This is a genomic window from Bacillus sp. SIMBA_074, assembly GCF_046534555.1.
Lineage (GTDB): Bacteria > Bacillota > Bacilli > Bacillales > Bacillaceae_G > Bacillus_A > Bacillus_A mycoides.
Genome location: NZ_JAWRYM010000027.1, coordinates 1 through 24,530, shown reverse-complemented (window position 1 = coordinate 24,530; position 24,530 = coordinate 1). Strand labels below are relative to the sequence as shown.

The window sequence follows — 24,530 nt, the reverse complement described above, 5'->3', positions numbered from 1 at the left end:
CTCTCCTTCTATTAATATAAAAAAAAGAGAAAGGAATCCCTTTCTCTATATGTTTTCTGCCATTTCTTCTTTAAAGCCGAAGAAGTACGTAAAGATGAATCCAAAAGTATATGCAACTACTAATCCAAGGAAATATAATAAATATTTATTATCAGCAATTAACGGAATTAATGATAATCCTGATACACCTATTCCGAGTGAAGCCGTTTTCATAACAGCTTGGAATGCACCACCGACAGCCGCTCCTAAACAAGCAGTAATAAACGGTTTCCCAAGTGGCAATGTAACCCCGTATAATAGCGGTTCGCCAATTCCTAAAAATCCTACTGGTAATCCACCTTTAATCACATTACGAAGGCGTTTATTTTTTGTTTTCACATAAATCGCAATTGCTGCTCCTACTTGCCCAGCGCCAGCCATTGCTAATACTGGTAATAAAGGCGTTACGTGCGTTTGATTAATAAATTCCATATGAATCGGTGTTAAACCGTGATGTAATCCGACCATTACGAGAGGTAAAAATGTTCCGGCAAGCACAGCTCCAGCAAATGCTCCGCCAACATTTAAAATTGCATTAATACCGCTTGTAATACCATCTGATAAGAAGCCTGCTACTGGCTGAATCGCTAACATCGTTACTATACTTACAGCTAATACAGTAATGAGTGGTGTCACAATAATATCAACTGCATTTGGCACAGCTTTTCGCACTCGTCTCTCAACTACAACCATAAGCCATGCTGCAAAAATAACTGCAAATAATCCGCCCCGTCCAGGTACGAGCGCTTCACCAAATAATTTTACGTTCGCCATCGCTGGGTTGAAAATTAAAATACCTGCAATTGCCCCAAGAACTGGTGTCCCGCCAAATTCTTTCGCTGTATTCCAACCGACTAAAATTCCTAAGAATGTAAAGATACCGCCGCCAATGAGTAGTAGCATTTGTAGCCACGTTGCATTCGGGTCAGCACCTGCGTTTTTCGCAAAGTTAGCAACACCATTTATAATTCCTGACGCAACAAGCCCCGGAATTAGCGGAATGAAAATACTTCCTATTTTTCTTAAAAAGTTTTTCACTGGTGTATTATTTTTCTTCTTAATCTCTGACTTCATCTCTTGCCCAAGATCTTCAAGGTGGTGATCTGCCACCTCACCAATTCGCAGTCCCGTTAAACCTTCCATCTCAGCTGCTACTTTATTTACTGTCCCTGGTCCAACAACAACTTGAAGCGTCTCATCTTCAATAACGCCCATAACCCCTTCAACCTTTTTCAAAAGGTCCATATTCACTTTACTTTCATCATGAAGCGTTAATCGCAGTCTCGTCATACAATGAGCAATGCCACGAATATTTTTTACTCCCCCAAGTTGCTCTGAAATCTCTTTGGCCATTCTCTCTTCTTTCTTCATAATAGAATCCCCCTCCCCAAAGTTTAAAGTGCTTTCTTCACAAATCCTTTCGCACTTTTTAATTTTTCTAGTGCTTCCCCATATTCACACTGTAGTAATATCATAACGATTGCAGCTTTCACATTTCGATCTGCTTTCTCATAACACTCTGTAGCTACTTCATAACTAGCGCCTGTCGCTTCAACAATAATTCGTTTTGAGCGTTCTACCAATTTTTCATTTGTAGATTGAACATCTACCATTAAGTTTTTATATACTTTCCCTACACCAATCATAGACGCTGTAGAAATCATATTGAGTACTAACTTTTGCGCTGTGCCAGCCTTCAACCGTGTTGAGCCTGTTAATATTTCTGCGCCTGTTTCCACTTCCACATTTAGTTTTGCGTATTTACTTATTTCAGCATTTTTATTACAGGAAATACTAGCTGTACTTGCTCCCACGCTACTTGCATATTTCAATCCGCCAATTACATAGGGTGTTCTACCACTTGCTGCAATTCCAATAACCGTATCTTTCTCGTTTAATCCAATACTTTTTAAATCTTCTTTTGCTAACTCTTCACGATCTTCGGCACCTTCCACCGCCTTAGTAAACGCTTTCAATCCACCTGCTATAAATCCTTGAACCATTTTATCATCTGTTCCAAATGTCGGGGGACATTCTACTGCGTCTAAAATGCCTAAACGGCCACTCGTACCAGCCCCAATATAAATTAAACGGCCTTCTTCTTCAAAAGACTTAGTAACAATTTGTACAACCTTTTCAATTTCTTCTATTTCATTTTCAACTGCTAACGCAACAGTTCGATCTTCTTCATTCATACTTTGTAAAACTTCTTTTATACTCATCTCATCTAGATTCATCGTTTTCTCATTACGGTGTTCTGTCGATAAATTCTCTAACATATTGCCACCCTCTTCGAAATTATATTTCACACTTTTATTATAACTTCAAGAAACTAAAAATCAATAACTCTTTCTTATTTTATGAAATAAAATTTCACAACATGACATATTTGTGTCAAAGATAATAAAAAAGATGAGTCTCCCCATCTTTTCTTCTACTTCAATTTCCGTAACCGTAATGCTTCTTCTCTCGTCTCCATAAATTGATCTAATACTTTATTACCAATTCGATTGAAAGTAATCACATATAAAGCATCAATCATATTCAGTTGCGTCATTCTCGAAGCAATACTCGCAATGCGATGGTCCTGCTCTACATCTGGCATACAAAGGCGAATATCTGCCGCTTTATATAAAGGAGATGATTGATCTAGCTTTGTAATCGCAATAACTGTAGCTCCTCGCTTCTTCGCATATTGCGCCATTTCAAGTACATCTTTCGTACGACCAGAAGTTGAAATCGCAACAAATATATCATCTTCTTTTAAATTCGTCACAAGCGGTAACATCATATGAAAATCAGATAGCATCATCGCTGTAAATCCGAGTCGTGTAAATTTATAAGCCCCGTCCATCGCTGGAGTAGCTGAACCACCTACTCCGTAAAATATAACTTTATCCGCATTTACAATACGATCTGCAGCTCTCTCAAGTTCCTTCTTATCTATCGCCGTGATGCTCGCCTCAATTGCAGCTTTATTCACATATGTAACTTTATTAAACAAGTCGTACGGTCCATCTTCCGTATTCATCACTGAAAAATCATTAATATTATAATCAGCAATCGTTAATTCACGAACGAGCGCGATTTTAAATGATTTAAAGCTCCCAATCCCAATCGACTTACAAAAGCGAACAACACTTGCCTCACTTGCGCCTGCATTCGTTGACACTTCTTTCGTCGTTAAGTTCGGAACAATTTCTGCATTCTCCACTATGTACATGGCAACCTTCTTTTCGGCTGGTGAAAATTGATCCATATTACTTTCAATTTTAAATAGTAATGTTGAAGCTTTCACTATTTAACCTCCACTTCTTATGGTTGCGTATATTCTCTAATATCATTTGTATCATATAGATAAAAACCATCATTGCCAGGTGGATGGTGAACAATTACAGTTCGATCCCCTTTTTTATATGACGTTATTTCACCTTCAGATCGCTGTTTTTCCCATCCATGTATCCAAATTGCAAAGTCAGGTACAAAAGCAGTGTACTTATAGTCTTTCGGATTTTCGTCTTCTACATAGGAAGAAAAAATAGAAACTGGAAAATTTTTTACTTTTGACTCTTTCCATGCAGTAAATGGTATACATAGTGCAATAAGTATGATTACACCTATAACTTTCCCCTTTGTAATCTTCACACTTCCCTCTCCTTGTCATATCACATACATAGATTTTATCATAATTACAATCCATTCATGCTACATGACCACTGCATTTTGCAATAAAAAAAGAGCTTACCTACATCAGATAAGCCCTTCCTCTCTATACAAAATACTTCTTCAAAAGCGGCGGCGTAATAATTGTCGTCAATATAACAACAATGACAATCGCTGTGAAATTTTCTTTCGCTAACAAATTCGCCGCAAGTCCATTTGCTGCAATGATAAGCGCTACTTCCCCGCGCGACACCATTCCCGCACCAATACTAATAGAAGATTGTAAGTTAAACCCTGTTAATCTTGCTCCTAAACCTGATCCGATTAACTTTGTGAAAATTGCGATGAGCGTCATAATGATAATGAACCAAAGTTGGCTTCCAATACCTTGAAATGTAATTTCCATTCCAATACTTACGAAGAAAACCGGTACGAATATCGCGTAAGCAATCGGTTCAATTTTATGTTCCACTTCATGCTTATACTCTGTTTGCGAAATCGCAATTCCTGCTGCAAATGCCCCAATAATACCTGCGATTCCCATCATTTCACTGTAATACGAAAAAGAGAAACAAATAATAAGTGCAGCACTAATTAACGCTTCTGTTACGCGAAGTGGTACGAGCATTTTCATAATCCACGGAACAACTTTCCAAGCGATGAAAACAATACTTACAAAAAAGATGATTTTCTTTGCAATGACTAGCGTTACATTTACATCTTGTGTGCCTAAAAAACTCATGACAAACGCTAATAAAATAACGACAATTACATCATCAAATACAGCTGCACCTAAAATCGTCGTACTTTCTCTCGTATTCATTTTCCCTAAATCTCTTAGCGTTTGAACAGAAATACTAACCGATGTGGCACAAAGTAATAACCCTAAAAAGATCGCATGCGACTGTAACATTCCAAAAGCAAGCCCTGCTAAATACCCACCAAGGAATGGGAAAATAATTCCTCCCATCGCTACTGCGAATGCAGATTTTAAATTACGATTTAACTCTTCTAAATCAGTTTCGAGTCCTGCCATAAACATAAGTAGCAAAACACCGATTTCGCTAAGCTCATCAATAAGTTCTGAACTATTAATAATACCTAGCACAGCAGGACCGATAATAATACCAACGATTAATTTACCAAGTACAGAGGGCTGGCCGAGTCTTACGCTAATATCACCAGCTAATTTCGTACAAAGTAAAATGACGACAAGTTCAAAATAAAATAACATAACATCTTCTCCTACTTTATAAAGTGAAACTTTAATCAGTGGGGAATTTCCCCATCCTCACTGATTATTAGTTAAACCAATCGGGCATTTACGGGCAGTTAATGCGGGATAAAGTGAAACTTTAATGAGTGGTTTTGTCACTCTGTTAACCCTCGTCCATTCCTGCAAGTAGTTTCCCCTATTCATTCGCATTTTATTTGTCATATTTTATTTGACAAAATATTCTGAATTATAATAAAATTAATCCAGAAATTTCAAAAAACTACATACCATAACTGTACCTTTATTCACTTACGTACTCTTTTCCAATGGATTCACACTATTCGCAGTTATGGAGATGAAAAACGGGAGGAGAGTCCAAAGTGAAGTCATTATTACGAAAAAAAGCGCTTAGTACTGAATCACCACGACAGCTAGATAGAACATTAACGGCACTCGATTTAACATTTTTAGGAATCGGCGCCGTAATTGGGACAGGGATTTTTGTATTAACAGGTATCGTAGCGGCAAAACATTCTGGCCCTGGTATTATGTTATCATTCCTTATTGCTGCATTTACTTGTGCTTGTGTAGCCTTTTGTTATGCTGAATTCGCGTCTTCTATACCAGTCTCAGGCAGTGTTTACACTTATGCATACATGACTGTCGGAGAAGTTGTCGCCTTTATCGTTGGTTGGTGTTTAATGCTCGAATATTTACTTGCCGTCGCCGCAGTAGCTGTCGGTTGGTCTGGTTATTTACAATCTTTACTACAAGGATTTAACATCCATCTGCCCGCCATAATAGCCTCGGCCCCTGGTACAGGAAAAGGTGGTCTCATTGATTTACCAGCTGTTTGTATTTTACTTCTCATTATTGGGCTTTTAAGTTTTGGTATACGCGAAAGCGCACGCATTAATAATATTATGGTCCTTATAAAATTAGCAGTTATTATCGCCTTTATCGTAGCAGGTGCAAAATATGTAAAGCCTGAAAATTGGACACCGTTCATTCCATTCGGGTACGACGGTATTATTACCGGAGCTGCCACTGTCTTCTTCGCCTTTTTAGGTTTTGATGCAATCGCAACCGCGGCAGAGGAAACGAAAAAACCGCAGCGTGATTTACCAATTGGTATTATCGGTTCCCTTCTTATTTGTACAGTTTTATACATGATCGTATCTTTCGTTTTAACAGGCATGGTTCCTTATACGCAATTAGACGTTTCTGATCCAGTTGCATTTGCACTACATTTCGTTGGTGAAGATACTATTGCGGGGCTACTTGCAGTTGGTGCGATGACAGGAATGACAACCGTTCTTTTAGTCGTTATGTATGGACAAGTTCGTGTTTCTTATGCAATGAGCCGAGACGGCTTACTCCCAAAAGCTTTATCACGCGTAAATAAAAAAGTAAAAATCCCTTTATTAAACACATGGATTACTGGAGTATTTGCAGCTTTATTAGCAGGACTTTTAGACCTACATTTACTAGCGAATTTAGTAAACATCGGTACGTTAACAGCCTTCACATTCGTTTGCTTTGCTGTACTTATTTTACGGAAAACTCATCCTGATTTAAAACGAGGCTTCCGCACACCACTCGTACCTGCATTACCGGTTGTCGCTATTCTTTGTTGTTTATATTTAATGACTAATTTGTCCAAAACGACATGGATCAGCTTTTCATTTTGGCTTATAGTCGGTTTATGCGTATACTTCTTCTACTCTAGAAAACATAGTCATTTAGCTACTAAAAAAACAAATGATGAGAAAAAAGAAGTATAAAAAAATAGCTCGCCTATAATAAAGGCGAGCTATTTTCATTAACGATTGTAAAACGAAAAATATACCGATCAACTTTTGTATATTTATCCCGCTATTTGCCGGGCAGTAAGACTCCCACTGATTAAAGTTTCACTTTATTCTCCCTTACTTCGTCTCTTTCTTTTTCTTTCTCCACGCGTTTACACTATCAAAGAAAAAGTTAATAAATAGCGTTCCTAATCCCGCTAATAAAAATGTCATTAAAAATAGAATCCATATACTTTTATCTTTTAATAAATAATATCCTACAAGGAGCACAACGGCGATCCATACATATTCAAGAATTCTTTTTAGCTTTTTCTCTTCCAAATTATTCGCTCCCTTTTTCTATACTACTTTTAGTATAACAAAAAAAAAGCCTATCATGATAAGCTTCTTTTTCTTATACCTTATTTGTTGATGCTTTTTTCAACAAGTGAAATAGCGTGCTCTAGCGTACGATTCATTGATTCCACATACTCATCTTTTACATTTTTATCTTTTAACACAGCTTCTGCAACTGTGATTTTTTGACTTAATGATTTAACAGAACCGTCTGTTACATTTCCATCTTGCGCTTTCTTTACTAAAGCTTTTGCAGATTCAATATTCACTTGTAATTTTTCTTTCGGTGTTTTTGGCTGTTCTTCTGCTACCTTTGATTGGACAAATGTTTGGTTTGCTGCTTTTAATTCATTATACGTTTGAACAATTTGTTCTCCTGTACTCGCTATATTCTCAAACACTTTCTTTGCATTGTCATAGCTTCTTTGTAATTCGTTAAAAGCTGCTTGTGAATACTGACCTGGTTTTTCACCAAATTCATAAGTACCTGCCAATACTTCTTTCACTTTTCCGATTTCTTCATATAACGTATTTACTTGCTCTAATTTTGTACGAGTAGAAAACTCGTTATATGCCGCTACTACTTCTGAAGAACTTAATGCTTTACTATATAATTTTGCTAATGCAATTTGTCCATTTAACGGAATACCGCCATTTCCGTTGCTATCAGGATCTGCACCAAGTGCGAATGGTACGTTCGGGTGATATACTTTCCCTTGAGCCGGCTGACTATTTACTTTTTTACCATCTACATAAATTGCTACTTCACTGCCGTTATATGTTCCTGTTAAATGATACGTTTTGTTTGCTTCTAATTGAACACCCACACGTTTATAGCTTCCACCAATATGAGCCCATAATTCTACATAGCCACTTCCTGTAGACTCAAAACCAATTCCACCGCTCTCTGTATTTTGCAAAATACCTTGTCCACGAATTTCATTCATTGAAAATACAGTTTCTAACGTAAATGAATTTGCTACTTTTTCTTTTTGTGCTGCTGAAAATGGAAGGTATCCAAATGTATTTGCTTTTCCGTTTAACTTCATAACATTCTTTTTCAATGCTTTATCATATTCAATAGTCACATTGCCCTTAACATCACCTTTTGTACCAAATGATGAACTGTCTTTAAATGTACCATCTGCAAAGTTTACATCAAAAACATCTGCCTTTGGTACTTTCACATTCGGGTCAATATTATCTTTTTTCGTAGTAATTTCTGCCGTTAATGGTTGTACACTTTCATTGCCGAATGAATCAATCGCAACAACTTCAAGTGTATATGTTTTCCCGCCATCTAGTCCTGCAAGTGTAAATGTCAGTTCTTTCGGCACTGGATCTCGATAAAACTCTGAGAATGCTAACAATTTATTCTTTATTTCTCCAGTTTGCTTATCTCTAGCTTGTACACGATAAGAGTGAACAAGAAGGTTGTCCAACGCTTGCTGGAATGTTACTGTTGCTGCATTTTCTGTTACATTTGATACAGCAAGCTTTGCATCTTTTGCAAAGTATGGTTTTTCTTTATCACGATCTTCTACATGAGTAAATGTTTCTTTCTTTGATGGTAATTTAATTTTCCAAGGTTCACCTGTCCAAGAGTTTGTATGGAAATCACGGCGATTAATTGTTACCTCTTTGTCATCTACCTCTACCAATAAACCTTGGCTTAATGTACTAGCTCCTGGCGGGATATTCCCTTGTACTTTACCGCCTTCAACTTCCATATAGCTTACAGAAGATGTTCCAACAGACGTAAAATCTTTTTGATGAATCGATCTTGGATCATCTAACGGATAATGTGAATGACCTGAAAACGTAATTACTTGTGGGTATTCTTTTAATACCGCATTAATTTTCGCACTATCTTTCGTTCCCCATTCTTGGCTACCGTACACTGTATCTTTAATATGTTGATGTAAAAACACAAAAATCGGTTTTTCTGGATCATCTTTTTGTGCCTTTGCCATTTCTTCTTTTAACCAACTAATTTGCTTGTCCGAATAATAGCCATGTGTTGTCCCATCCTCTGGAGACATAACAAGGAAATGATACCCTTTTACCACCTTATGATAATAAACCGATTCCATTCCTGTCTTTTCTAAGAAACGCTTCTGTGCTCCCTCTACAGATAAGCCGTTCCAATAATCATGATTACCTAGAGAGTTCATTCGTACCGCATCTTTATTTGCATTTTCGTTATACACTTGCATGAAACGATCATATTGCTTTACTGAACCCGAATCAGTAAAATCACCTACAATGACAAACGCATCTTGCTTTGGTGCAAGTGTATTAAATTGCTCAATCGCTCTTTTCCAGCGGAACGTATCATCTGTTCCACTATCTTTAATATGCACATCACTTACAACTGGAAAAACTAGCTTCTTCTCACTCGGAGCCTTTTCTTGTTTTTTCTCTTCCGCTTTGACTGATGTACTCCACGGAAATGATACAAACGCTAATACAACAACCATCAATAATCCAATAAGGCCTTTTACTTTTCGTAAAGCAGTTCTTTCCACGTGAATCCTCCTCATAATAATTGATTAATTACAAGGGTTATTGTAACGAAAACATATTAACTCCGTTTAAATGACAAATTAATTTTATTAGATTTTTGTAAATATACAGTTAATTAATCATTAACTCCAACATTACTTGTATTATTGTAAACAACCACATTTTGTCTAAAAGAGTATGATCATTCTTTTCCCACGTCTATTTACATATAATATTTTCTATATAATAAAAATCAATATACGTTTTAAGCCTATTAGACAATCTTAATTTTTAATTTTTTTCCTTTTCTTAACACATCGGCCATGCTTCTACATTTAATAGTAGTAAAGAAATATTTAAAAGGAGGGGTTGTGTTGAAAAACAAAAAAAATATCGGCTGTTTCGCTCCCTTATCTATTATTTGCCCAAACCCTTGTCCACCAATCTCTCCGCCAAATCCAAGTTGTGAACTAGTAACAAATGAATTTGCTGGAAACTTCCTCATAACTAATGAAACAATTCTCCCTACTAAAGATGCACCACAAACGATGATACTGTGGAAAAGTGATGGGATACTGCTTATATCAGGTACTGTCTCGGTTTACAATAGTACTAGCAGCACTGAAGCAATTACAATTCAAATCATTGGAGCAGTAACCAATATTTTCACTGTGTTTCCTGGCAATACAATATCTTACACAGGTAAAGATTTAAAATCCGTTAGTATTATTAATATACAAAATAATCCTTCACTATATTTAGAAGGCAAGTACTGTTGCCAATTTACATGTTGCTTATAGAATATCAATTTTATTACTTCCTCAATTTTAAAAAAGCATACCATTTACGGTATGCTTTTTTTATGAAATTGGATAACGTACTGTAATACAAAACTCGCCTTGATTAACAGTTGTTCCTGTCGTAGTAATTCGGACAGTAGTAAAATATCGTACAGTGAAAGTACCACTACTTTGTGGTTGTACAGTAATTGTATCAACTACTGTAGCACCGACTAAAAAATCAACTGTAATGGGATTCGCGCCTACATCATATTTCACATAACCTGAACCATATACTTCTTGTGTAATATTATTCGTATATACAATTTGAGTACCAGCACCTGTAATAGACCAGTCTGTACATACTTGATCTTGCACAAGTGTTTTATTAGAACAACAAGACAAACCGGAACTTCTCATTCCCATTTCGATCCTCTCCTATTCTACTATGAAAGTGGATAACGTGTTGTAATACAAAATTCTCCCTGATACGTTCCACCAGGTGTTGCAGGTAACACAACTTGTATGCTAGCAAAGCGGCGATACGTAAAAGCGATACTCGTTCCTGGGTTTAATGTTTGTGTATCAATTGTAGCCCCAGCAGAATCAAGCGCTTCTACAGTAATTGGACCTGGACCAACATCATATTTAACAAAACCAGTACCAACTACATTTTGGTTAATATTATTTGTATAAAGAACATTATCAATTGCTGTTGCAACTACAGTAGCAGACCACGGACTACACACTTTATCTTGCACATAATTTTTATCTGGACAGCAAGTTAATGCTGACCCTGAGCACTCACAAGACATAGTTGTTTCCCCTCTCTCTTTTATATTCCCTATATGTGTATGTCCCTCAGAGTCTTTTGCCTGTACTATTCATCCATTTCCAAAAAATAATCACACCTTAGTGCTACTAACTAAATAGATTCAGTTTTGTTTCGTTTTTTCATAAATTTATAGATTAAAATACCACCTACAATAATAAGAACGACCGCTAATATCGGTAGCATATATTGTCCAACAACACCCGCTGCTTTTTCCCAATGCGGACCTAATTTCATTCCAAAATAAATATACAAAGTCGTTAACGGGAACATTGCTACAAATGTATATATGCTAAATTTCCATATGTTCATTTTCGCCATACCACATGGAACGGAAATAAGCGTTCGAACTCCCGGGATGAAGCGTCCTAAAAATGCTACAACCGGCCCATATTTCTCAAAGAAATCATCTGCTTTTTGAATTTGTTCTTCTTTAATAAAGAAGTATTTCCCGTATTTTATTAATAGAGGACGACCACCGTAATAACCGAGTGCGTATAACGTTAATGGTCCTGTCGTTCCCCCTAGTGTTCCAGCTAATACAGCTAGCCAAAAATTCATATCACCCTCGTATACCCAATATCCAACCATAGGCAAAACTACCTCTGCTGGAATAAACTCAAAAGTTAAAGCTAACACAACTCCAAAATAAGAAAACTGCTTTAAAAACTCGATTATATCTAAAATAATTTGCTCCATACTTTTAGCCCCTATCCTACATTTACATTATGCTTTTCTTGCAATTGTACTGGCGCCATTTTTACAATTCGATTTAAAATAAATAACACAATTCCAATATCATCTAAAATACCGATAAACGGTAAGAAGTCTGGAATTAAATCGAGCGGCATCGCAACGTAACCAACTAAAAAAGCAACAGATAAGATTTTCTTCTTTATTGAAACCTCTTTTGAAGTGAAAAAGTCAAATAAAAATGGAACAAATCGGCGGACATGAAATACAACTCTTAATCTACTAATAAGTTTTTTCATTTTCTATCTCCTCTCTTTGTATACAAAAAGGACCCTACCAAATATGGTAAGGGTCCTAAAAAGACAATAAGGGGCCTTTACCATTGCTGGTAAAGGTCTCACTAACAACGAAACGTTGCCAATAAAGCCGAGGGTTTCTCCCTGTAATGACGACTTTACTGTAATAAGTTACTCCCCTTTAGATACACAATTTTATACAATCACATTAAGATATTTGGAGGGGCTTGTCAATATTTTTTTCATAATGAAACCTGTTCACATACTTCTATCACTGTTACAATTTGTCTGCTTAATCTTCCCTACAATCTATTTTTAAAGCGGATTACATTTCGGTATCTCTAACCCTGAGGATTGTGCTAACTTCAATAAATAGTAACACTCCTCCCTCGCCATATGATCCGCCATCCTGGCTGATAATGAACTTAATATTTGCTCAGACAACTCTAATTCTTCTACTTCTCGAAGGAAATGCGAGAATAACTTTAGCTCTAGTGAAACGTCTTTTGTAAACTTCTTCAAAGCTGGAAAATGTTTCAGTTCTGCCCGTAAATAGCCTGTCATTTCAACTGCTTTTAAATAAAATTGTTCAAAATGTTTAGCAAACAAATCACTTTTCTCCTTCAATCTTTTTTCCACAACATCTAATCCGCCTGAAATAGAACCAGCATGCCCTGCTGCATCCGTTAACCACGCGAGATGATAGTGTAGTTCATGAAAAACGGGCGGGACTTCTCCCCTCCCTAAGTATTCTAATACTGTTATATATTCCTCCACTTCATTTACCATATGATTAATAAAAGTCGGAGTAAAATGAATCACAATTTTACCTTCCAATTGCTTTTGTATAATATTTAATTTAAATGCTCGAATCTCCTCTGCAGCTTGTTCTGCATCTTTTGAAAATGCAATAAAATTTACAGTATGAATTTCATTTAAAAAGTTCGTGAATTTTTCTACAAAATAGGTGGCTTTCTGTATATCTTCTTTCTCCTGTGGAGCTAAAGCATCTAGTAAAAACTGAGCATGATCCCCAAGAACTTTGAGCCAAAATTTATGTTCAAACAGTGCGCTTTCTTCATACATTCTATCCACACTATCCCCCCTATTGTTACTCATGCCTCTGATGAAATTTGAAGCTTATAGCAATCTGGATCATAAAGAGTAATTACCACCCCATCCGCATGCTGTTCTTCCGCAAAAGATATTTTGTAAAACTGTAATTTTCTCTTTACTTTTTCCATATCAGAAATTGAAAAGGTTATTAATTCACACGAAGAATTAGCAACCTTCTCTCGCTCTCGTAAATTCCGATTTACCACAAAACAAATTCTCGTTAAACCAACGTCATACCAAACACCTGTTACATGTAGTTGAGGTCTCTCCTTGCTTGGTTTAAAGCCTAAAATCCCTTCATAAAAATACAATGTTTCCTTTAAATTTTTTGATTCTAATACGATGCATGTTGTAATGCCTTCCATCCTCAACTCCCCCTGTCTCTATTAGTTTTTTATATGAGTCATAAATGACAATTATGTACGAATACAATACATAGTAATGGATATTTCATTTATAAAGGAGGCGTGTAACATGGATAAATTCATGAAATCCTTCATACCTTATCATGGTCCAAACGATCCTTGTCCTCCAATTGGAAAGAAATATTACTCAACTCCCCCGCACTTATATATGGGTTTTCAACCAACTAATTTACCCCAATTCACACCAAAAGAAGCTTTAAGAAAAGGGACTTTATGGCCTGCCTTTTATGATTATTATGAAAATCCTTACAAAAAAGGACGGTGAATAAAGACGTGACACAAACATCGCCTGATGAATATTACAAATGGATTGAAGAACTTCAAGAATTAGACTTTGTATTAGTTGAACTTACTCTCTATTTAGATACGCATCCCGACGATACTGCAGCTATAAATCAATTCAACGATTTTTCTTATAAACGAAGAGTATTAAAACAAAAAATTGAAGAAAAATACGGACCACTTCAGCAGTTTGGAAATAGTTATTCTAACGCTCCCTGGGAATGGAGCAAAGGACCGTGGCCATGGCAAATATGAAGGAGAGAAACTATGTGGATTTATGAAAAAAAATTACAGTATCCTGTTAAGGTGAGTACTTGTAATCCAGCACTCGCAAGATTATTAGTTGAACAGTACGGTGGTGCGGACGGCGAACTAGCTGCTGCTCTGCGCTACTTAAATCAGCGTTATACTATTCCTGATAAAGTCGTTGGCTTACTAACCGATATTGGTACAGAAGAGTTCGCACATTTAGAAATGATTGCTACAATGATTTATAAATTAACAAAAGATGCAACACCTGAACAAATGAAAGCTGCCGGATTAGACGCGCATTATGCGAATCATGATAGCGCCTTGTTTTACCATAATGCAGGTGGTGTTCCTTTTACTGCCACTTACATTCAAGCGAAAGGAGATCCTATCGCAGATTTATACGAGGATATTGCAGCTGAAGAAAAAGCACGAGCGACTTATCAATGGCTAATTGATTTATCAGACGATCCCGATATAAATGATAGCTTACGCTTTTTACGCGAACGAGAAATTGTCCATTCTCAACGTTTCCGAGAGGCTGTAGAAATTTTAAAAGAAGAACGTGATAGGCAAATTTATTTTTAATACACATATCCTAGCGATATGTGTTTTTTTTACGTTAAAAGTGAAATTCTTCCTGCATTAACATATAAATAGTATATTTATTCAATTTTACGCATTATTTTAAAATATTTTTAAAATTCCCTCTTGCTTTCTAGTCATCAGACCTTTAAAATAATAACAGTTAATCGACAAATTATTTGAATTTTCGACAAAAAAAACGCTCATTAGGAGGCTTTTCTTTATATGCGTACAACTTTAAAACCAGCGCAAATACTTTCGATTAGTTTATTACTATTCGCAGTTTTCTTCGGTGCTGGTAATATGATTTTCCCGCCTCTTCTCGGTCTTTCTTCCGGAGAAAATATGTGGGTTTCCATTACAGGATTTATTATTACAGATGTCGGTTTATCTTTACTAGCTATCGTCGCTGTTGCCCTTGCTGGTGGTAGTTTTAATACTTTAGCGAGCCGTGTTCACCCAAAATTCGCAGCAGTATTCGCTATCATTATTTATCTTTCCATCGGCCCACTATTTGTTATTCCACGAACTGGAACTGTATCTTATGAAATTGGGATTGCACCACTTTTCCCAGATCAATGGTACTCTATGTTAGTTTTTAGTGCGATTTTCTTTATAGTCGTCTACTTCTTATCGTTAAATCCATCCAAATTAGTAGATCATATCGGAAAAATATTAACGCCAATTTTGCTTGGAATTATTGCAATTATGGCAACAAAGGCGATTCTTTCACCAGTATCGTTCGCAGAACCTGTTGGTGACTATAAAGAAATCCCATTTTTCAAAGGATTTCTCGAAGGCTTTTTAACATTAGATGCAATCGGAGCTCTCGTATTATCAACAATTGTTGTAAATGCAATTCGCCAAAACGGTATACAAGATAAGAAATCCATTGCGAAATATACAATTATTTGCGGAAGCATTGCGGCTCTTTTCTTAACAATTGTTTACTTCTTACTAGGTTATATCGGCGCTTCAAACGGAAACTTAGGACAATTTGAAAATGGCGGTCAACTATTAGCAACTGTTATGTATCAATTCTTTGGGACAAGCGGTAACATTTTATTAAGCATAGCGATTATAGCTGCTTGTTTAACGACTGCAATCGGTGTTGTAAGTGCATTCGCCAACTATTTCACAACAGTATTAACAAATGTTTCATATAAGAAGCTTGTACTATACGTTTGTATTTTTAGCTTCGTTATTTCAAACTTAGGATTAAGTTTATTAATCAAAATTACATTACCCGTATTAATTATTTTATACCCAATTACAATCATTTTAATTTTCGTATCATTTATCGATAAATATACGAAACGTAAACCTTCTGTCTATATCGGAGCGATGATCGCGGCATTCCTTATTAGCTGTATTCATGCACTTGATAATGTGGGAATGATTCCAAGTTTTATCGCTAATATCGTACACACAATTCCTTTTTATAACTTAGGAATCGGCTGGATCGTTCCAGCAATAATCGGTGGTATAATCGGATACTTTATTCCGCAAACAGAAGCTGAAGGTGAAGTTTCTACAAAATAAAAAAAGAAGCAAGCATTGATTATGCTTGCTTCTTCTTTATTTTCACATCGTATGTTTAAACGTAAACAACTCTTCTTTTGACTGCACAGCAGATTGTTCTTCTTCTACAACTTCCTTCTTCCTCTCTCCCCCTAATCGAACTTTCATCATCGCCTCTTCTATACTTTTTACAATCATATTTCCCGAAAAGATAGTAAGTCCAAAAAATGTAATTGGAACGAGAGGAATCCATGGATGCACTGTTAATGATCTAAAATAGACTCCTATTAAACCTGACCATTCATGTGTGTAAGAGTCTATTTCTTCTACCAGCCCTAAAAACTTAACAGTTCCTCCAAAAAACACTTCCAGTAACCCTAAGTGCAGTAGAATAGTAAGAGTCTGCGTAAACTGTTGAAGAAATACGAGTATAAACGTCATATAGAGATGTGGAAAAAGATGTTTTATAACAATATGTCTTCTCGATCCACCTAATATGCGCGCGGCATCAATAAATTCTTCCGTTTGTAATTTACGAACTTCCTTCGCAACATACAGTGCAATAACTGGCATCACAAGCATTACAAGTAATACAACTTGAAACGAAGCCCTTTCAAAAAAAGTTGTTGTTTCCTCTCCACTTCCAAATCTATTCACAGATTGAAGAAAGAAATACGCAATCATAACCGTCGGAATAACTGTGAAACTATCAAAAAAAGCCTCAATCTTCGAAAATCCTCTTTTTACATATGTTCCGAGTACAACACCGAAAAACACACCTATTACCATTCTAAGTGCCGCAATTAAAATAGATATACCAATCGTCCACTTCGCGCCTTCAATGACTAAATGTAAAAGGTCATATCCTTTCCGGTCTGTCCCGAGTAAAAATTGTAATGAAGGTGAAAACGGTGGCACTTCTGGATTTCCGGCCGCATCATATTGCAATGTAACTTTTTTAATCTGTCCATCATTCCATATCGTATTTCCGATGCTCAAAAGAACTAATATGAGAAGAAATCCAATGCTTATCCAAAATCTTTTATCACGTTTTATATACATCCACATATTATAATCTCTCCTTCATCGCAGCTGGAATGAAATAATGAAACAGCTTAAATAAAATAAATATCGGAATATAAATAAGCAGCACACTAACGATGAAAACCTCAACTCTAATACCCTCATACGATTTCAAAAACATAAAAATACCACCCGTATTAAAAATCCATTCTATAATATATAAATTGGATAACATAAAAAAAACATTCGTTTTCGCAAAGAAAAGTGTACTAAGCAACACATTTCGTAAAATATGACGATTTAAAATATGAAAGCGATTCAGCCCTTTCGCCTTAGCAAATAGTACATAATCTTTTTCTAGCTCATTTTCAAAACGAAGCACTAACATTTTTACAAACATAATCGTAGTCGGTATACTCAAACAAAATATTGGCAATCCTCTAATCGACTCGCCTCCAATTGCCGCAATTTGAAAAGGTAAAAAACCTGTTTGTTTAAAAAACCATATAACTAAAATTTGTGATCCTAAAATAAGAAGAATGTCTGGAATGGATTCTAGGAAGATGAGAAATGATTTAATGCGATGTTGTATACGAGGTGAACTACTCATAATCACATAAACAATACAAAATGCTACAAATAATGAAATGAAAAAAGCAGCTAAAAAAATAACAATCGTTTCTTTATAATGGATGAACAACTGCGGAAATAAAAATTTATCGCTCACATATTGAAAATTGGAGATATCCATTAAGTTCACAAACACTTCTTTTAAACTCTTTATGTACTTTGATGCATTCAGCTCAAATCCATAAAATAATTTCGGCAGTGCCCCTAAACAAATAATACCCAAAATCGAAATAATAAATTGAATCGTCATTTCCATCCCATTCAAAAATACTTTTTTGACCATTTTTCCCCTTCTCTCTCTATGATTTACCCTTTAATTTTATTCTTAATTTTCTGAATTGTAAATATTTATAAAGAAAAATCACTAGGTTATGACCCTAGTGATTCTTTATGCGCATGCCCTTCTCTTTTCGCAAACGGTATATACAAAATGAAACATCCCATAAGCGCAGCTATTTCTAATGAAATAATATAGTAAGGATGCGGCCCTAACATATCGAGTAATGAAGCAGTTTCTGGCTTATGAGCTAAAAACATATAATTGCCACCCGTTTTATAATTAACAAATGAAACGATTGGAATTACTATGTTTAAAAATATCATCGTACGCTTTATAGATTGCAAGGTCGGTCTATATCCTTCTACCCACGTCATAAAGAGCGGTGCCCAAATAAGTAATACATGTGCAATGAAGAATTCTATAAAGCGAAAATGCGGAAAAGCGTATTGCACGTTTGGCGTTAAAATCGCTTGTGATGCACCGATAATTCCTGTAAAAAATACAATCTCATATATTCGATAACTTTTCGTTACAATCATAATCGACGCTAACAACAAACTTATCGTACATAACTCAAATGGTAATGAAGTGCCTAGCTCAAAAATCCCCGCTTTCCATTCCCACATATGAAGCCCAATTTCGCTTCCAATAAATAAAAATGCAATCGCATATCGAACCGTTATATTCCACTCACTTTGACGTAATACATCTTGGTATTGATATAGAAAAACTATCCCCACCAACATAATAAATAATATAATAGCATGTTGCCTTGAGTATGGAATAAACGGTTTTAATGGATGCGTACTAAAATAAACTTCCATCTTCCTTCCTCCTCTCCTTCACACAATATTATTGTAAGAAAAAAACAACGAGTCAACTCATTTGCTTAGGCTGGGACAACCTCTACCTTACATTTAGATATTCATACCTTACAAAACTGTAAGGTTATTGTAAGCTAAAACGATTTGTCAGATTCTTCACCTCCTCTATACTTAATGTAGATACTAAAACGAACGAAAAGGTGATAAATAGATGAAGAAGAAAAATAAAGTGTTAATTACTAGTGTAGTAGCAATTGGAATTGCAGCTGGATCATATTTTGCATTTGCTGGCGGCGGTTCAGAAGTAGCAATGGCATACGGCGGTTATAAAGTTACGGAAAAACAAATTGAAAATGCACAAAAATTTGGCGGTGAAGTTATTCCAAATGGAATTGAAACAATTTCATTTGATCCAACAAAAGGTACGTATGAATTAGCTGTTAAAAAAGGTAATGAAGTAAAAAAAGGTCAGCTTCTATTTAAATATAATGACCCTACTGCTAAACAAGGTGTAACGGAAGCAGAAATGCAAAAGAAAATCGCACAAAAAGAAGTAACATTGCATCAAAAACAACTTGATGCAGCGAAACAAAAATTACAAAAAGATAAAAATGCAGGCCTTCCTCAGGAAGCATTAAAGGCATCGGAAGTCGAAGTGCAACAATTAGAATCACAAATTGAAATGAAGAAGTTTGAAGTTGAAAAATCTGATGAAATGATTAAAGCTGCAAAAGAGAAAGTAAATACGCTTTCTGTAACAAGCCCTACTGATGGCGTAATTGATGATATCGTAAAAACTGCTGATGAAAAAACAGGTATGAGTGGCATTACACTTCGTCACGCTGGTCCATTTAAAGTAAAAGGTCAACTCTCTGAATATGAGCTTGCTAGTATGAAAGTTGGGCAAGAAGTAACTGTTTCGTCAAAAACGGTCGCTGGTAAGACTTGGACAGGAAAAGTAACAGAAATCGGTTCTACACCATTAAAGAGCATGGACGAAAATAAAACTGTTTCTAATTATCAATTCACTGTCACATTAGACAATAGTGAAGAACTACAAAACGGCTTCCATGTATACGTAACAAGTAAATCTGGTGAAGCAACTGGTACGATTGTTCCGAAAAGCAGTATTGTGAAAAAAGGTGACAAAAATGTTGTCTTCGTTGTAAAAGATGGTAAAGCGAAAGAACAAGCGGTTACTGTTGAATTCGAGACAGATAGCGAAGCAAAAGTTTCTGGAGTGAAAAAAGGAGAGCAAATTATCTCTAAACCTGAAAAAGACTTAAAAGATGGTATGGAGGTTGTCGTTGAATGATTAACTTAAAAAGCATCACGAAATCCTTCCAAAACGGTGCAGAATCAGTTCAAATATTACACGGAATTGACGTAACACTGAATCAAGGAGAATTCACTTCTATTATGGGACCATCTGGTTCTGGTAAATCAACATTAATGAACATTATCGGTTGCTTAGATAAACCAACGACAGGTACGTACGAACTAGCTGGTCAAAACATTTCAAACATGTCTGAGACAGAACTTGCACACGTTCGTAATAAAGAGATCGGGTTCATATTCCAAAACTTCATGTTATTACCGAGACTTACAGCACTTCAAAATGTAGAACTACCTCTTATTTACGCTGGAGTCGATAAAAAAGAAAGACGCGAGCGCTCATTAGCTGCTTTAACAAAAGTAGGTTTAGCTGATCGTGCTACTCACTTACCAAATGAATTGTCAGGTGGTCAAAAGCAACGTGTCGCAGTTGCCCGTGCAATCGTAAATAATCCAAAATTCATTTTAGCCGATGAACCGACGGGTGCACTTGATACGAAAACAAGTACACAAATTATGGACCTCTTTTACGAATTAAACAAACAAGGCTCAACAATCATTATGATTACCCATGACCGTGAAATCGGGGAAGCTGCAGCACGTCAAATTGTAATTCGTGACGGAAATATCGTCCAAGATTGGAGAGGTTAATTTTGAACACGAGTGAAAATATACGCATGGCCCTTTCCTCTATCTTTGCTCATAAAATGCGTTCTATCTTAACAATGCTAGGAATTATTATCGGTATTAGCGCTATTATTACTATCATTTCAATGGGTGATGGTACAAACGCAAAGTTTAAAAAAGAATTAGGCCAAGGAAAAGATACTGAAGTAACGATTTACTACAACAACCCTGATTATGGAACAGATAGTGCCAAAATCACACCTGATATGCTAAACCGTCTTCAAACTGTGCCAGGCGTTAAAGATGTTTATCCAGATGTGAGTATGAAAGTAAAAGCATCTTCTGGTTCAAAAGATGTCTCTCTTGATTTAAAAGGTGGAACAGGCGCCTTTATGACAGATTCGAAGATAAAATTAGTTCACGGTCGCGAATTAAACGACAGCGAATTAAACCAAGCAATTCCTGCCGTTATATTAAATGAAGAAGCTTTCAACAAATTATTTAGTGGTTGGGAATCAAATTTATACACTGATATAAAAGGAAAGCCGTATAAAATAGTCGGTGTATACGAAACGAAAAACGAATTTGGAATGGCTATGCCTGAAGGTTATACATCACTTGAAAACGCGCCTGTCATTTCAGGAGTAAATGAATATGACTCTGTAAGATTAACAATGACCTCTCCAACAGAACGTAAAAGTGTAGAAAAACAAGCCGTTTCTGTTTTAAACGAAATGAAAGCTCCAAAATTTGAGCACAAATTCGAAGCACAGGACTTAGGTGAATTTACGAAGCAATTAGACGAATCCATCGGTATGATGAAAATGGTATTCGGTGGTATTGCCGCTATCTCCTTACTTGTTGGTGGTATCGGTGTAATGAACATCATGCTTGTATCTGTAACAGAACGTACGCGTGAGATTGGTATTCGTAAAGCACTTGGTGCAACGCGCGGTAAAGTATTAACACAATTCTTAATTGAATCTTGTATTTTAACAGGACTCGGTGGTTTCATCGGATTCATGCTTGGTATTTTCTTCGCTTGGATCGTCTCAATCTTTGCCGGATGGCCACTCGTTATCTCAAAAGAACTTGGACTTCTTTCAGTAGGTATCTCAATGCTAATCGGTATTGCATTCGGTTTACTACCAGCAAACAAAGCTGCTAAACTTGATCCAATTGAATGTTTACGATATGAGTAAATAAAAAAACGTAGGAGTTTACACTCCTACGTTTTTTATTTTGTTGAAGGCAAATGTAATTTCATCGACGTTTTGACAAAAATAAGAACCTCTAACTTCTATTATATAAAGTGAAGCTATAATCAGTGGGGGTTTTGTTCATCCCCCACTGATTATTAGCCTTCACCAATCGGGCTTTTACGGGCAGTTAATCTCCCACCTAATTTCTTTGCTTCAGCCGAATTTTGAGGTGGGGGTTTTACTGCCCACAAATAGCGGGATAATTCTACTGCAATTCGCGAACCACCTCATAACGATATCATCCCTTTAAATCATGTTTCTTCTATTATATATGTTTCATGTTGCAATTATCTTTTTATCATTTAAACTTTCATTTCTCACGAAAGCTATCAAGCAATCCTATTATTGCAAAAATAATATGTAAAAGAACAAATTCAAGGCGTAATTTTTTCCATACTACAACTTATTTTGTAACAATTATATCTCTATTTCATTAAAATCCTCCCTATATATACGACTTCACACACAAGAAGATTATATTTTCATAACTACATTACGATTCAAATAGTCAAATACCCCTTTTTTGTAACGTTACAGAAACATTCAAGTAACACCAATGATACATTATTAATCTATTAGTAATTAAAAAAGTGTTGATTTTATTAATCGTATGTTCTAATCCTCTCAAAAACGCAAAGAAAACGCTATCAGGATATTAATGGAATTATTACAGAATATTAATGCCTCGTTACGAATGCTTTGTAGTTTTGTGTTTTCCGCAAATAAGAAAATAATGGTTGCTATAATGAGGTCAACGAAAACAAATGCAATGGAGGCTATTATGAAAAAATTTATGGGTATAGCAACAGCAGCGGTTTTTGGTCTTGGGATTTTCACAACATCTGCTAAAGCAGAAACAATCGTAACGACTGATGTACTAAATGTACGAGAAAACCCAACTACTGAATCACAAGTTGTCGGAAAGTTATTAGATGGATATAAAGTTAACGTTTTACATACAGAAAACGGATGGTCAAAAGTTAAATTAAATAGTGGTAAAGAGGCTTTCATAAGCGCTGACTACACAAAAGATACTTACTACGTAACAGCAAACGTATTAAACGTACGTGCTGGAGCGAATACAGATTCAGCGATTCTTGGTAAATTGAAAAAAGATGATGTAATCGAAACAACACACCAAGTACAAAATGATTGGATCCAATTTGAATATAACGGCCAAACAGCTTATGTACACATTCCTTACTTAACAGGAAAAGCACCAGTTAAAGTTCAGCCAGTAGTTAAAGCTGAAAAAGTAACTAACGTTCAAGATACAGCTAAAGTTCGTGAAGCAGTTAAAGCCGGGGAAGTAGCTGAAACTCAAGCAAAAGCTAAGGCTCAAGAAGCAACTAAAGCTCGTGAAGCAGCTGAAACTCAAGCAGAAGCTAAGGCTCAAGAAGCGGCTAAAGCTCGTGAAGCAGCTAAAGCTCAAGAAGCAACTGAAGCAGCTAAAGCTCAAGCAGAAGCTAAGGCTCAAGAAGCAGCTAAAGCTCGTGAAGCAGCTAAAGCTCAGGCAGAAGCTGAAGCTCAAGCAGAAGCTAAGGCTCAAGAGGCAGCTAAAGCTCGTGAAGCGGCTAAAGCTCAAGAAGCAGCTAAGGCTCGTGAAGCGGCTAAAGCCGAGGAAGCAGCTGAAGCTCGTGAAGCGGCTAAAGCTCAAGAAGCAGCTGAAGCTCGTGAAGCAGCTAAGGCTCAAGAGGCAGCTAAAGCTCGTGAAACGGCTAAAGCTCAAAAACCAGCTACACAACAACCTGTTGCGAAAGAAACTGAAACAAGTGCACCATCTTCTTCTCGTGAATTAAGAGTTCAAGCAACAGCTTACACAGCGGATCCACTTGAAAATGGTTACAAAGCAGGAGACCAAGTAAAATCAGCTATGGGTCATAACTTAACAGCTAATCCAAACATGAAACTAATTGCAGTTGATCCAAGTGTCATTCCATTAGGTTCAAAAGTATGGGTTGAAGGTTACGGAGTGGCAATCGCTGGTGATACTGGTGGAGCTATTAAAGGAAATAAAATCGATGTTTTAATGCCAGATAAAGGTACATCAAGTAACTGGGGACGTAAAACAGTTACAGTGAAAATTTTAAACTAATTACTATATAAAAAAGAGTCAGTCTCAACGTGAAGTGACCCCCGAAAGTTAGACAGGTCGTTTCATTAGGCAGCCTCTAGGGTATGAGCCCGGTATTGTACCGGGC

General features: G+C 36.2%; 27 protein-coding genes. 10 read left to right on the top strand and 17 right to left on the bottom strand.

Features of this window, described 5'->3' with window-relative positions; all coding sequences use genetic code 11:
- Positions 1–45: 45 nt before the first annotated feature.
- From SB773_RS22820 to SB773_RS22800, 5 genes are all read right to left on the bottom strand, one after another.
- Complete coding sequence (locus SB773_RS22820) at positions 46–1,410, bottom strand: PTS transporter subunit EIIC (protein WP_002029962.1); 1,365 nt, start codon at positions 1,408–1,410, stop codon at positions 46–48.
- A 23-nt stretch (positions 1,411–1,433) separates the two neighbouring features.
- Positions 1,434–2,318, bottom strand: coding sequence for an N-acetylmuramic acid 6-phosphate etherase (murQ, locus tag SB773_RS22815; RefSeq protein WP_410592316.1), 885 nt, complete (start codon positions 2,316–2,318; stop codon positions 1,434–1,436).
- A 155-nt stretch (positions 2,319–2,473) separates the two neighbouring features.
- Entirely contained in the window at positions 2,474–3,337 is an 864-nt protein-coding gene (locus tag SB773_RS22810) for a MurR/RpiR family transcriptional regulator (protein ID WP_410592314.1), read from the bottom strand.
- 17 nt (positions 3,338–3,354) lie between these two features.
- A complete protein-coding gene (locus SB773_RS22805) occupies positions 3,355–3,684 on the bottom strand; it encodes a hypothetical protein (RefSeq protein ID WP_000704964.1) in 330 nt (109 codons plus the stop codon).
- Between the two features lie 124 nt (positions 3,685–3,808).
- Positions 3,809–4,936 carry a cation:proton antiporter gene (locus SB773_RS22800; protein WP_002010790.1) on the bottom strand — a complete coding sequence of 376 codons (1,128 nt, stop codon included), beginning with the start codon at positions 4,934–4,936 and terminating at the stop codon, positions 3,809–3,811.
- A 362-nt stretch (positions 4,937–5,298) separates the two neighbouring features.
- Between SB773_RS22800 and bcaP the strand changes: the two genes are divergently transcribed.
- Entirely contained in the window at positions 5,299–6,702 is a 1,404-nt protein-coding gene (gene bcaP / locus SB773_RS22795; RefSeq protein WP_410592311.1) for a branched-chain amino acid transporter BcaP, read from the top strand.
- Between the two features lie 144 nt (positions 6,703–6,846).
- On the opposite strand, the gene SB773_RS22790 is transcribed toward bcaP, so the two are convergent.
- The 3 genes from SB773_RS22790 to SB773_RS22780 all read right to left on the bottom strand — a co-directional run bounded on the left by SB773_RS22790 (position 6,847) and on the right by SB773_RS22780 (position 10,075).
- Positions 6,847–7,050: a hypothetical protein gene (locus SB773_RS22790; protein ID WP_000391506.1), complete on the bottom strand. Its 204-nt coding sequence runs from the start codon at positions 7,048–7,050 to the stop codon at positions 6,847–6,849.
- 80 nt (positions 7,051–7,130) lie between these two features.
- Entirely contained in the window at positions 7,131–9,593 is a 2,463-nt protein-coding gene (locus tag SB773_RS22785; RefSeq protein ID WP_410592309.1) for a LamG-like jellyroll fold domain-containing protein, read from the bottom strand.
- 251 nt (positions 9,594–9,844) lie between these two features.
- Entirely contained in the window at positions 9,845–10,075 is a 231-nt protein-coding gene (locus SB773_RS22780; RefSeq protein WP_410592307.1) for a hypothetical protein, read from the bottom strand.
- On the opposite strand from SB773_RS22780, the gene SB773_RS22775 reads away from it, so the two are divergent.
- Positions 9,963–10,370 (top strand): S-Ena type endospore appendage, encoded by a 408-nt coding sequence (locus tag SB773_RS22775; RefSeq protein ID WP_410592385.1) that lies wholly within the window; start codon positions 9,963–9,965, stop codon positions 10,368–10,370. The two genes, SB773_RS22780 and SB773_RS22775, sit on opposite strands and share 113 nt — an antisense overlap.
- Positions 10,371–10,430: 60 nt before the next feature.
- Here SB773_RS22775 and SB773_RS22770 read toward each other — a convergent pair whose 3' ends face one another.
- The 6 genes from SB773_RS22770 to SB773_RS22745 all read right to left on the bottom strand — a co-directional run bounded on the left by SB773_RS22770 (position 10,431) and on the right by SB773_RS22745 (position 13,651).
- Entirely contained in the window at positions 10,431–10,775 is a 345-nt protein-coding gene (locus SB773_RS22770) for a DUF3992 domain-containing protein (protein WP_000525803.1), read from the bottom strand.
- 20 nt (positions 10,776–10,795) lie between these two features.
- Complete coding sequence (locus SB773_RS22765) at positions 10,796–11,164, bottom strand: DUF3992 domain-containing protein (protein ID WP_002087413.1); 369 nt, start codon at positions 11,162–11,164, stop codon at positions 10,796–10,798.
- A 110-nt stretch (positions 11,165–11,274) separates the two neighbouring features.
- Positions 11,275–11,880 carry a DedA family protein gene (locus SB773_RS22760; protein ID WP_016119643.1) on the bottom strand — a complete coding sequence of 202 codons (606 nt, stop codon included), beginning with the start codon at positions 11,878–11,880 and terminating at the stop codon, positions 11,275–11,277.
- 11 nt (positions 11,881–11,891) lie between these two features.
- On the bottom strand, positions 11,892–12,173 hold the full coding sequence (locus SB773_RS22755; RefSeq protein ID WP_000733852.1) for a YkvA family protein: 282 nt from the start codon (positions 12,171–12,173) through the stop codon (positions 11,892–11,894).
- A gap of 312 nt (positions 12,174–12,485) precedes the next feature.
- The gene (locus SB773_RS22750) at positions 12,486–13,265 is read right to left on the bottom strand and encodes a DUF2935 domain-containing protein (RefSeq protein WP_060750015.1); all 780 of its coding nucleotides are present in this window, start codon (positions 13,263–13,265) and stop codon (positions 12,486–12,488) included.
- 20 nt (positions 13,266–13,285) lie between these two features.
- Positions 13,286–13,651 carry a VOC family protein gene (locus SB773_RS22745; protein WP_341023381.1) on the bottom strand — a complete coding sequence of 122 codons (366 nt, stop codon included), beginning with the start codon at positions 13,649–13,651 and terminating at the stop codon, positions 13,286–13,288.
- 109 nt (positions 13,652–13,760) lie between these two features.
- Here SB773_RS22745 and SB773_RS22740 point away from each other — a divergent pair, with 109 nt between their 5' ends.
- From SB773_RS22740 to brnQ2, 4 genes are all read left to right on the top strand, one after another.
- On the top strand, positions 13,761–13,976 hold the full coding sequence (locus SB773_RS22740) for a spore coat associated protein CotJA (RefSeq protein WP_002140483.1): 216 nt from the start codon (positions 13,761–13,763) through the stop codon (positions 13,974–13,976).
- Positions 13,973–14,248 (top strand): spore coat protein CotJB, encoded by a 276-nt coding sequence (locus tag SB773_RS22735; RefSeq protein ID WP_410592302.1) that lies wholly within the window; start codon positions 13,973–13,975, stop codon positions 14,246–14,248. Before SB773_RS22740 ends, SB773_RS22735 begins: the two co-directional genes overlap by 4 nt.
- A 12-nt stretch (positions 14,249–14,260) precedes the next feature.
- Positions 14,261–14,830, top strand: a complete 570-nt coding sequence (gene cotJC / locus SB773_RS22730; RefSeq protein ID WP_002140479.1) for a spore coat protein CotJC — start codon at positions 14,261–14,263, stop codon at positions 14,828–14,830.
- A 222-nt stretch (positions 14,831–15,052) separates the two neighbouring features.
- Positions 15,053–16,369, top strand: coding sequence for a branched-chain amino acid transport system II carrier protein BrnQ2 (gene brnQ2 / locus SB773_RS22725; RefSeq protein WP_060750014.1), 1,317 nt, complete (start codon positions 15,053–15,055; stop codon positions 16,367–16,369).
- A gap of 42 nt (positions 16,370–16,411) precedes the next feature.
- Here brnQ2 and SB773_RS22720 read toward each other — a convergent pair whose 3' ends face one another.
- The 3 genes from SB773_RS22720 to SB773_RS22710 all read right to left on the bottom strand — a co-directional run bounded on the left by SB773_RS22720 (position 16,412) and on the right by SB773_RS22710 (position 19,105).
- The gene (locus SB773_RS22720) at positions 16,412–17,416 is read right to left on the bottom strand and encodes an ABC transporter permease (protein ID WP_410592299.1); all 1,005 of its coding nucleotides are present in this window, start codon (positions 17,414–17,416) and stop codon (positions 16,412–16,414) included.
- A gap of 1 nt (position 17,417) precedes the next feature.
- Positions 17,418–18,284 (bottom strand): ABC transporter permease subunit, encoded by an 867-nt coding sequence (locus SB773_RS22715; RefSeq protein ID WP_131247336.1) that lies wholly within the window; start codon positions 18,282–18,284, stop codon positions 17,418–17,420.
- Positions 18,285–18,370: 86 nt separating this feature from the next.
- Positions 18,371–19,105 (bottom strand): YwaF family protein, encoded by a 735-nt coding sequence (locus SB773_RS22710; RefSeq protein ID WP_113733364.1) that lies wholly within the window; start codon positions 19,103–19,105, stop codon positions 18,371–18,373.
- Positions 19,106–19,316: 211 nt separating this feature from the next.
- On the opposite strand from SB773_RS22710, the gene SB773_RS22705 reads away from it, so the two are divergent.
- The 4 genes from SB773_RS22705 to entC all read left to right on the top strand — a co-directional run bounded on the left by SB773_RS22705 (position 19,317) and on the right by entC (position 24,424).
- The gene (locus SB773_RS22705) at positions 19,317–20,420 is read left to right on the top strand and encodes an efflux RND transporter periplasmic adaptor subunit (protein WP_410592296.1); all 1,104 of its coding nucleotides are present in this window, start codon (positions 19,317–19,319) and stop codon (positions 20,418–20,420) included.
- Positions 20,417–21,091, top strand: a complete 675-nt coding sequence (locus tag SB773_RS22700) for an ABC transporter ATP-binding protein (RefSeq protein WP_002159177.1) — start codon at positions 20,417–20,419, stop codon at positions 21,089–21,091. Before SB773_RS22705 ends, SB773_RS22700 begins: the two co-directional genes overlap by 4 nt.
- Before the next feature lie 26 nt (positions 21,092–21,117).
- Positions 21,118–22,269: an ABC transporter permease gene (locus tag SB773_RS22695; protein ID WP_407707246.1), complete on the top strand. Its 1,152-nt coding sequence runs from the start codon at positions 21,118–21,120 to the stop codon at positions 22,267–22,269.
- 718 nt (positions 22,270–22,987) lie between these two features.
- Positions 22,988–24,424, top strand: a complete 1,437-nt coding sequence (entC, locus tag SB773_RS22690; protein ID WP_410592293.1) for a cell wall-binding protein EntC — start codon at positions 22,988–22,990, stop codon at positions 24,422–24,424.
- Positions 24,425–24,530 lie beyond the last annotated feature (106 nt).

What these genes read in the sequence shown, in the direction of transcription:
- SB773_RS22760 (WP_016119643.1), bottom strand. Translation starts at nt 11,880, where the DNA reads ATGGAGCAAATTATTTTAGATATAATCGAGTTTTTAAAGCAGTTTTCT.
- cotJC (WP_002140479.1), top strand. Translation starts at nt 14,261, where the DNA reads ATGTGGATTTATGAAAAAAAATTACAGTATCCTGTTAAGGTGAGTACT.
- SB773_RS22745 (WP_341023381.1), bottom strand. Translation starts at nt 13,651, where the DNA reads ATGGAAGGCATTACAACATGCATCGTATTAGAATCAAAAAATTTAAAG.
- SB773_RS22695 (WP_407707246.1), top strand. Translation starts at nt 21,118, where the DNA reads ATGGCCCTTTCCTCTATCTTTGCTCATAAAATGCGTTCTATCTTAACA.
- SB773_RS22755 (WP_000733852.1), bottom strand. Translation starts at nt 12,173, where the DNA reads ATGAAAAAACTTATTAGTAGATTAAGAGTTGTATTTCATGTCCGCCGA.
- SB773_RS22715 (WP_131247336.1), bottom strand. Translation starts at nt 18,284, where the DNA reads ATGGTCAAAAAAGTATTTTTGAATGGGATGGAAATGACGATTCAATTT.
- SB773_RS22705 (WP_410592296.1), top strand. Translation starts at nt 19,317, where the DNA reads ATGAAGAAGAAAAATAAAGTGTTAATTACTAGTGTAGTAGCAATTGGA.
- SB773_RS22820 (WP_002029962.1), bottom strand. Translation starts at nt 1,410, where the DNA reads ATGAAGAAAGAAGAGAGAATGGCCAAAGAGATTTCAGAGCAACTTGGG.
- SB773_RS22710 (WP_113733364.1), bottom strand. Translation starts at nt 19,105, where the DNA reads ATGGAAGTTTATTTTAGTACGCATCCATTAAAACCGTTTATTCCATAC.
- entC (WP_410592293.1), top strand. Translation starts at nt 22,988, where the DNA reads ATGGAATTATTACAGAATATTAATGCCTCGTTACGAATGCTTTGTAGT.
- SB773_RS22770 (WP_000525803.1), bottom strand. Translation starts at nt 10,775, where the DNA reads ATGGGAATGAGAAGTTCCGGTTTGTCTTGTTGTTCTAATAAAACACTT.
- brnQ2 (WP_060750014.1), top strand. Translation starts at nt 15,053, where the DNA reads ATGCGTACAACTTTAAAACCAGCGCAAATACTTTCGATTAGTTTATTA.
- SB773_RS22780 (WP_410592307.1), bottom strand. Translation starts at nt 10,075, where the DNA reads ATGAGGAAGTTTCCAGCAAATTCATTTGTTACTAGTTCACAACTTGGA.
- SB773_RS22800 (WP_002010790.1), bottom strand. Translation starts at nt 4,936, where the DNA reads ATGTTATTTTATTTTGAACTTGTCGTCATTTTACTTTGTACGAAATTA.
- SB773_RS22740 (WP_002140483.1), top strand. Translation starts at nt 13,761, where the DNA reads ATGGATAAATTCATGAAATCCTTCATACCTTATCATGGTCCAAACGAT.
- SB773_RS22720 (WP_410592299.1), bottom strand. Translation starts at nt 17,416, where the DNA reads ATGTGGATGTATATAAAACGTGATAAAAGATTTTGGATAAGCATTGGA.
- SB773_RS22765 (WP_002087413.1), bottom strand. Translation starts at nt 11,164, where the DNA reads ATGTCTTGTGAGTGCTCAGGGTCAGCATTAACTTGCTGTCCAGATAAA.
- murQ (WP_410592316.1), bottom strand. Translation starts at nt 2,318, where the DNA reads ATGTTAGAGAATTTATCGACAGAACACCGTAATGAGAAAACGATGAAT.
- SB773_RS22700 (WP_002159177.1), top strand. Translation starts at nt 20,417, where the DNA reads ATGATTAACTTAAAAAGCATCACGAAATCCTTCCAAAACGGTGCAGAA.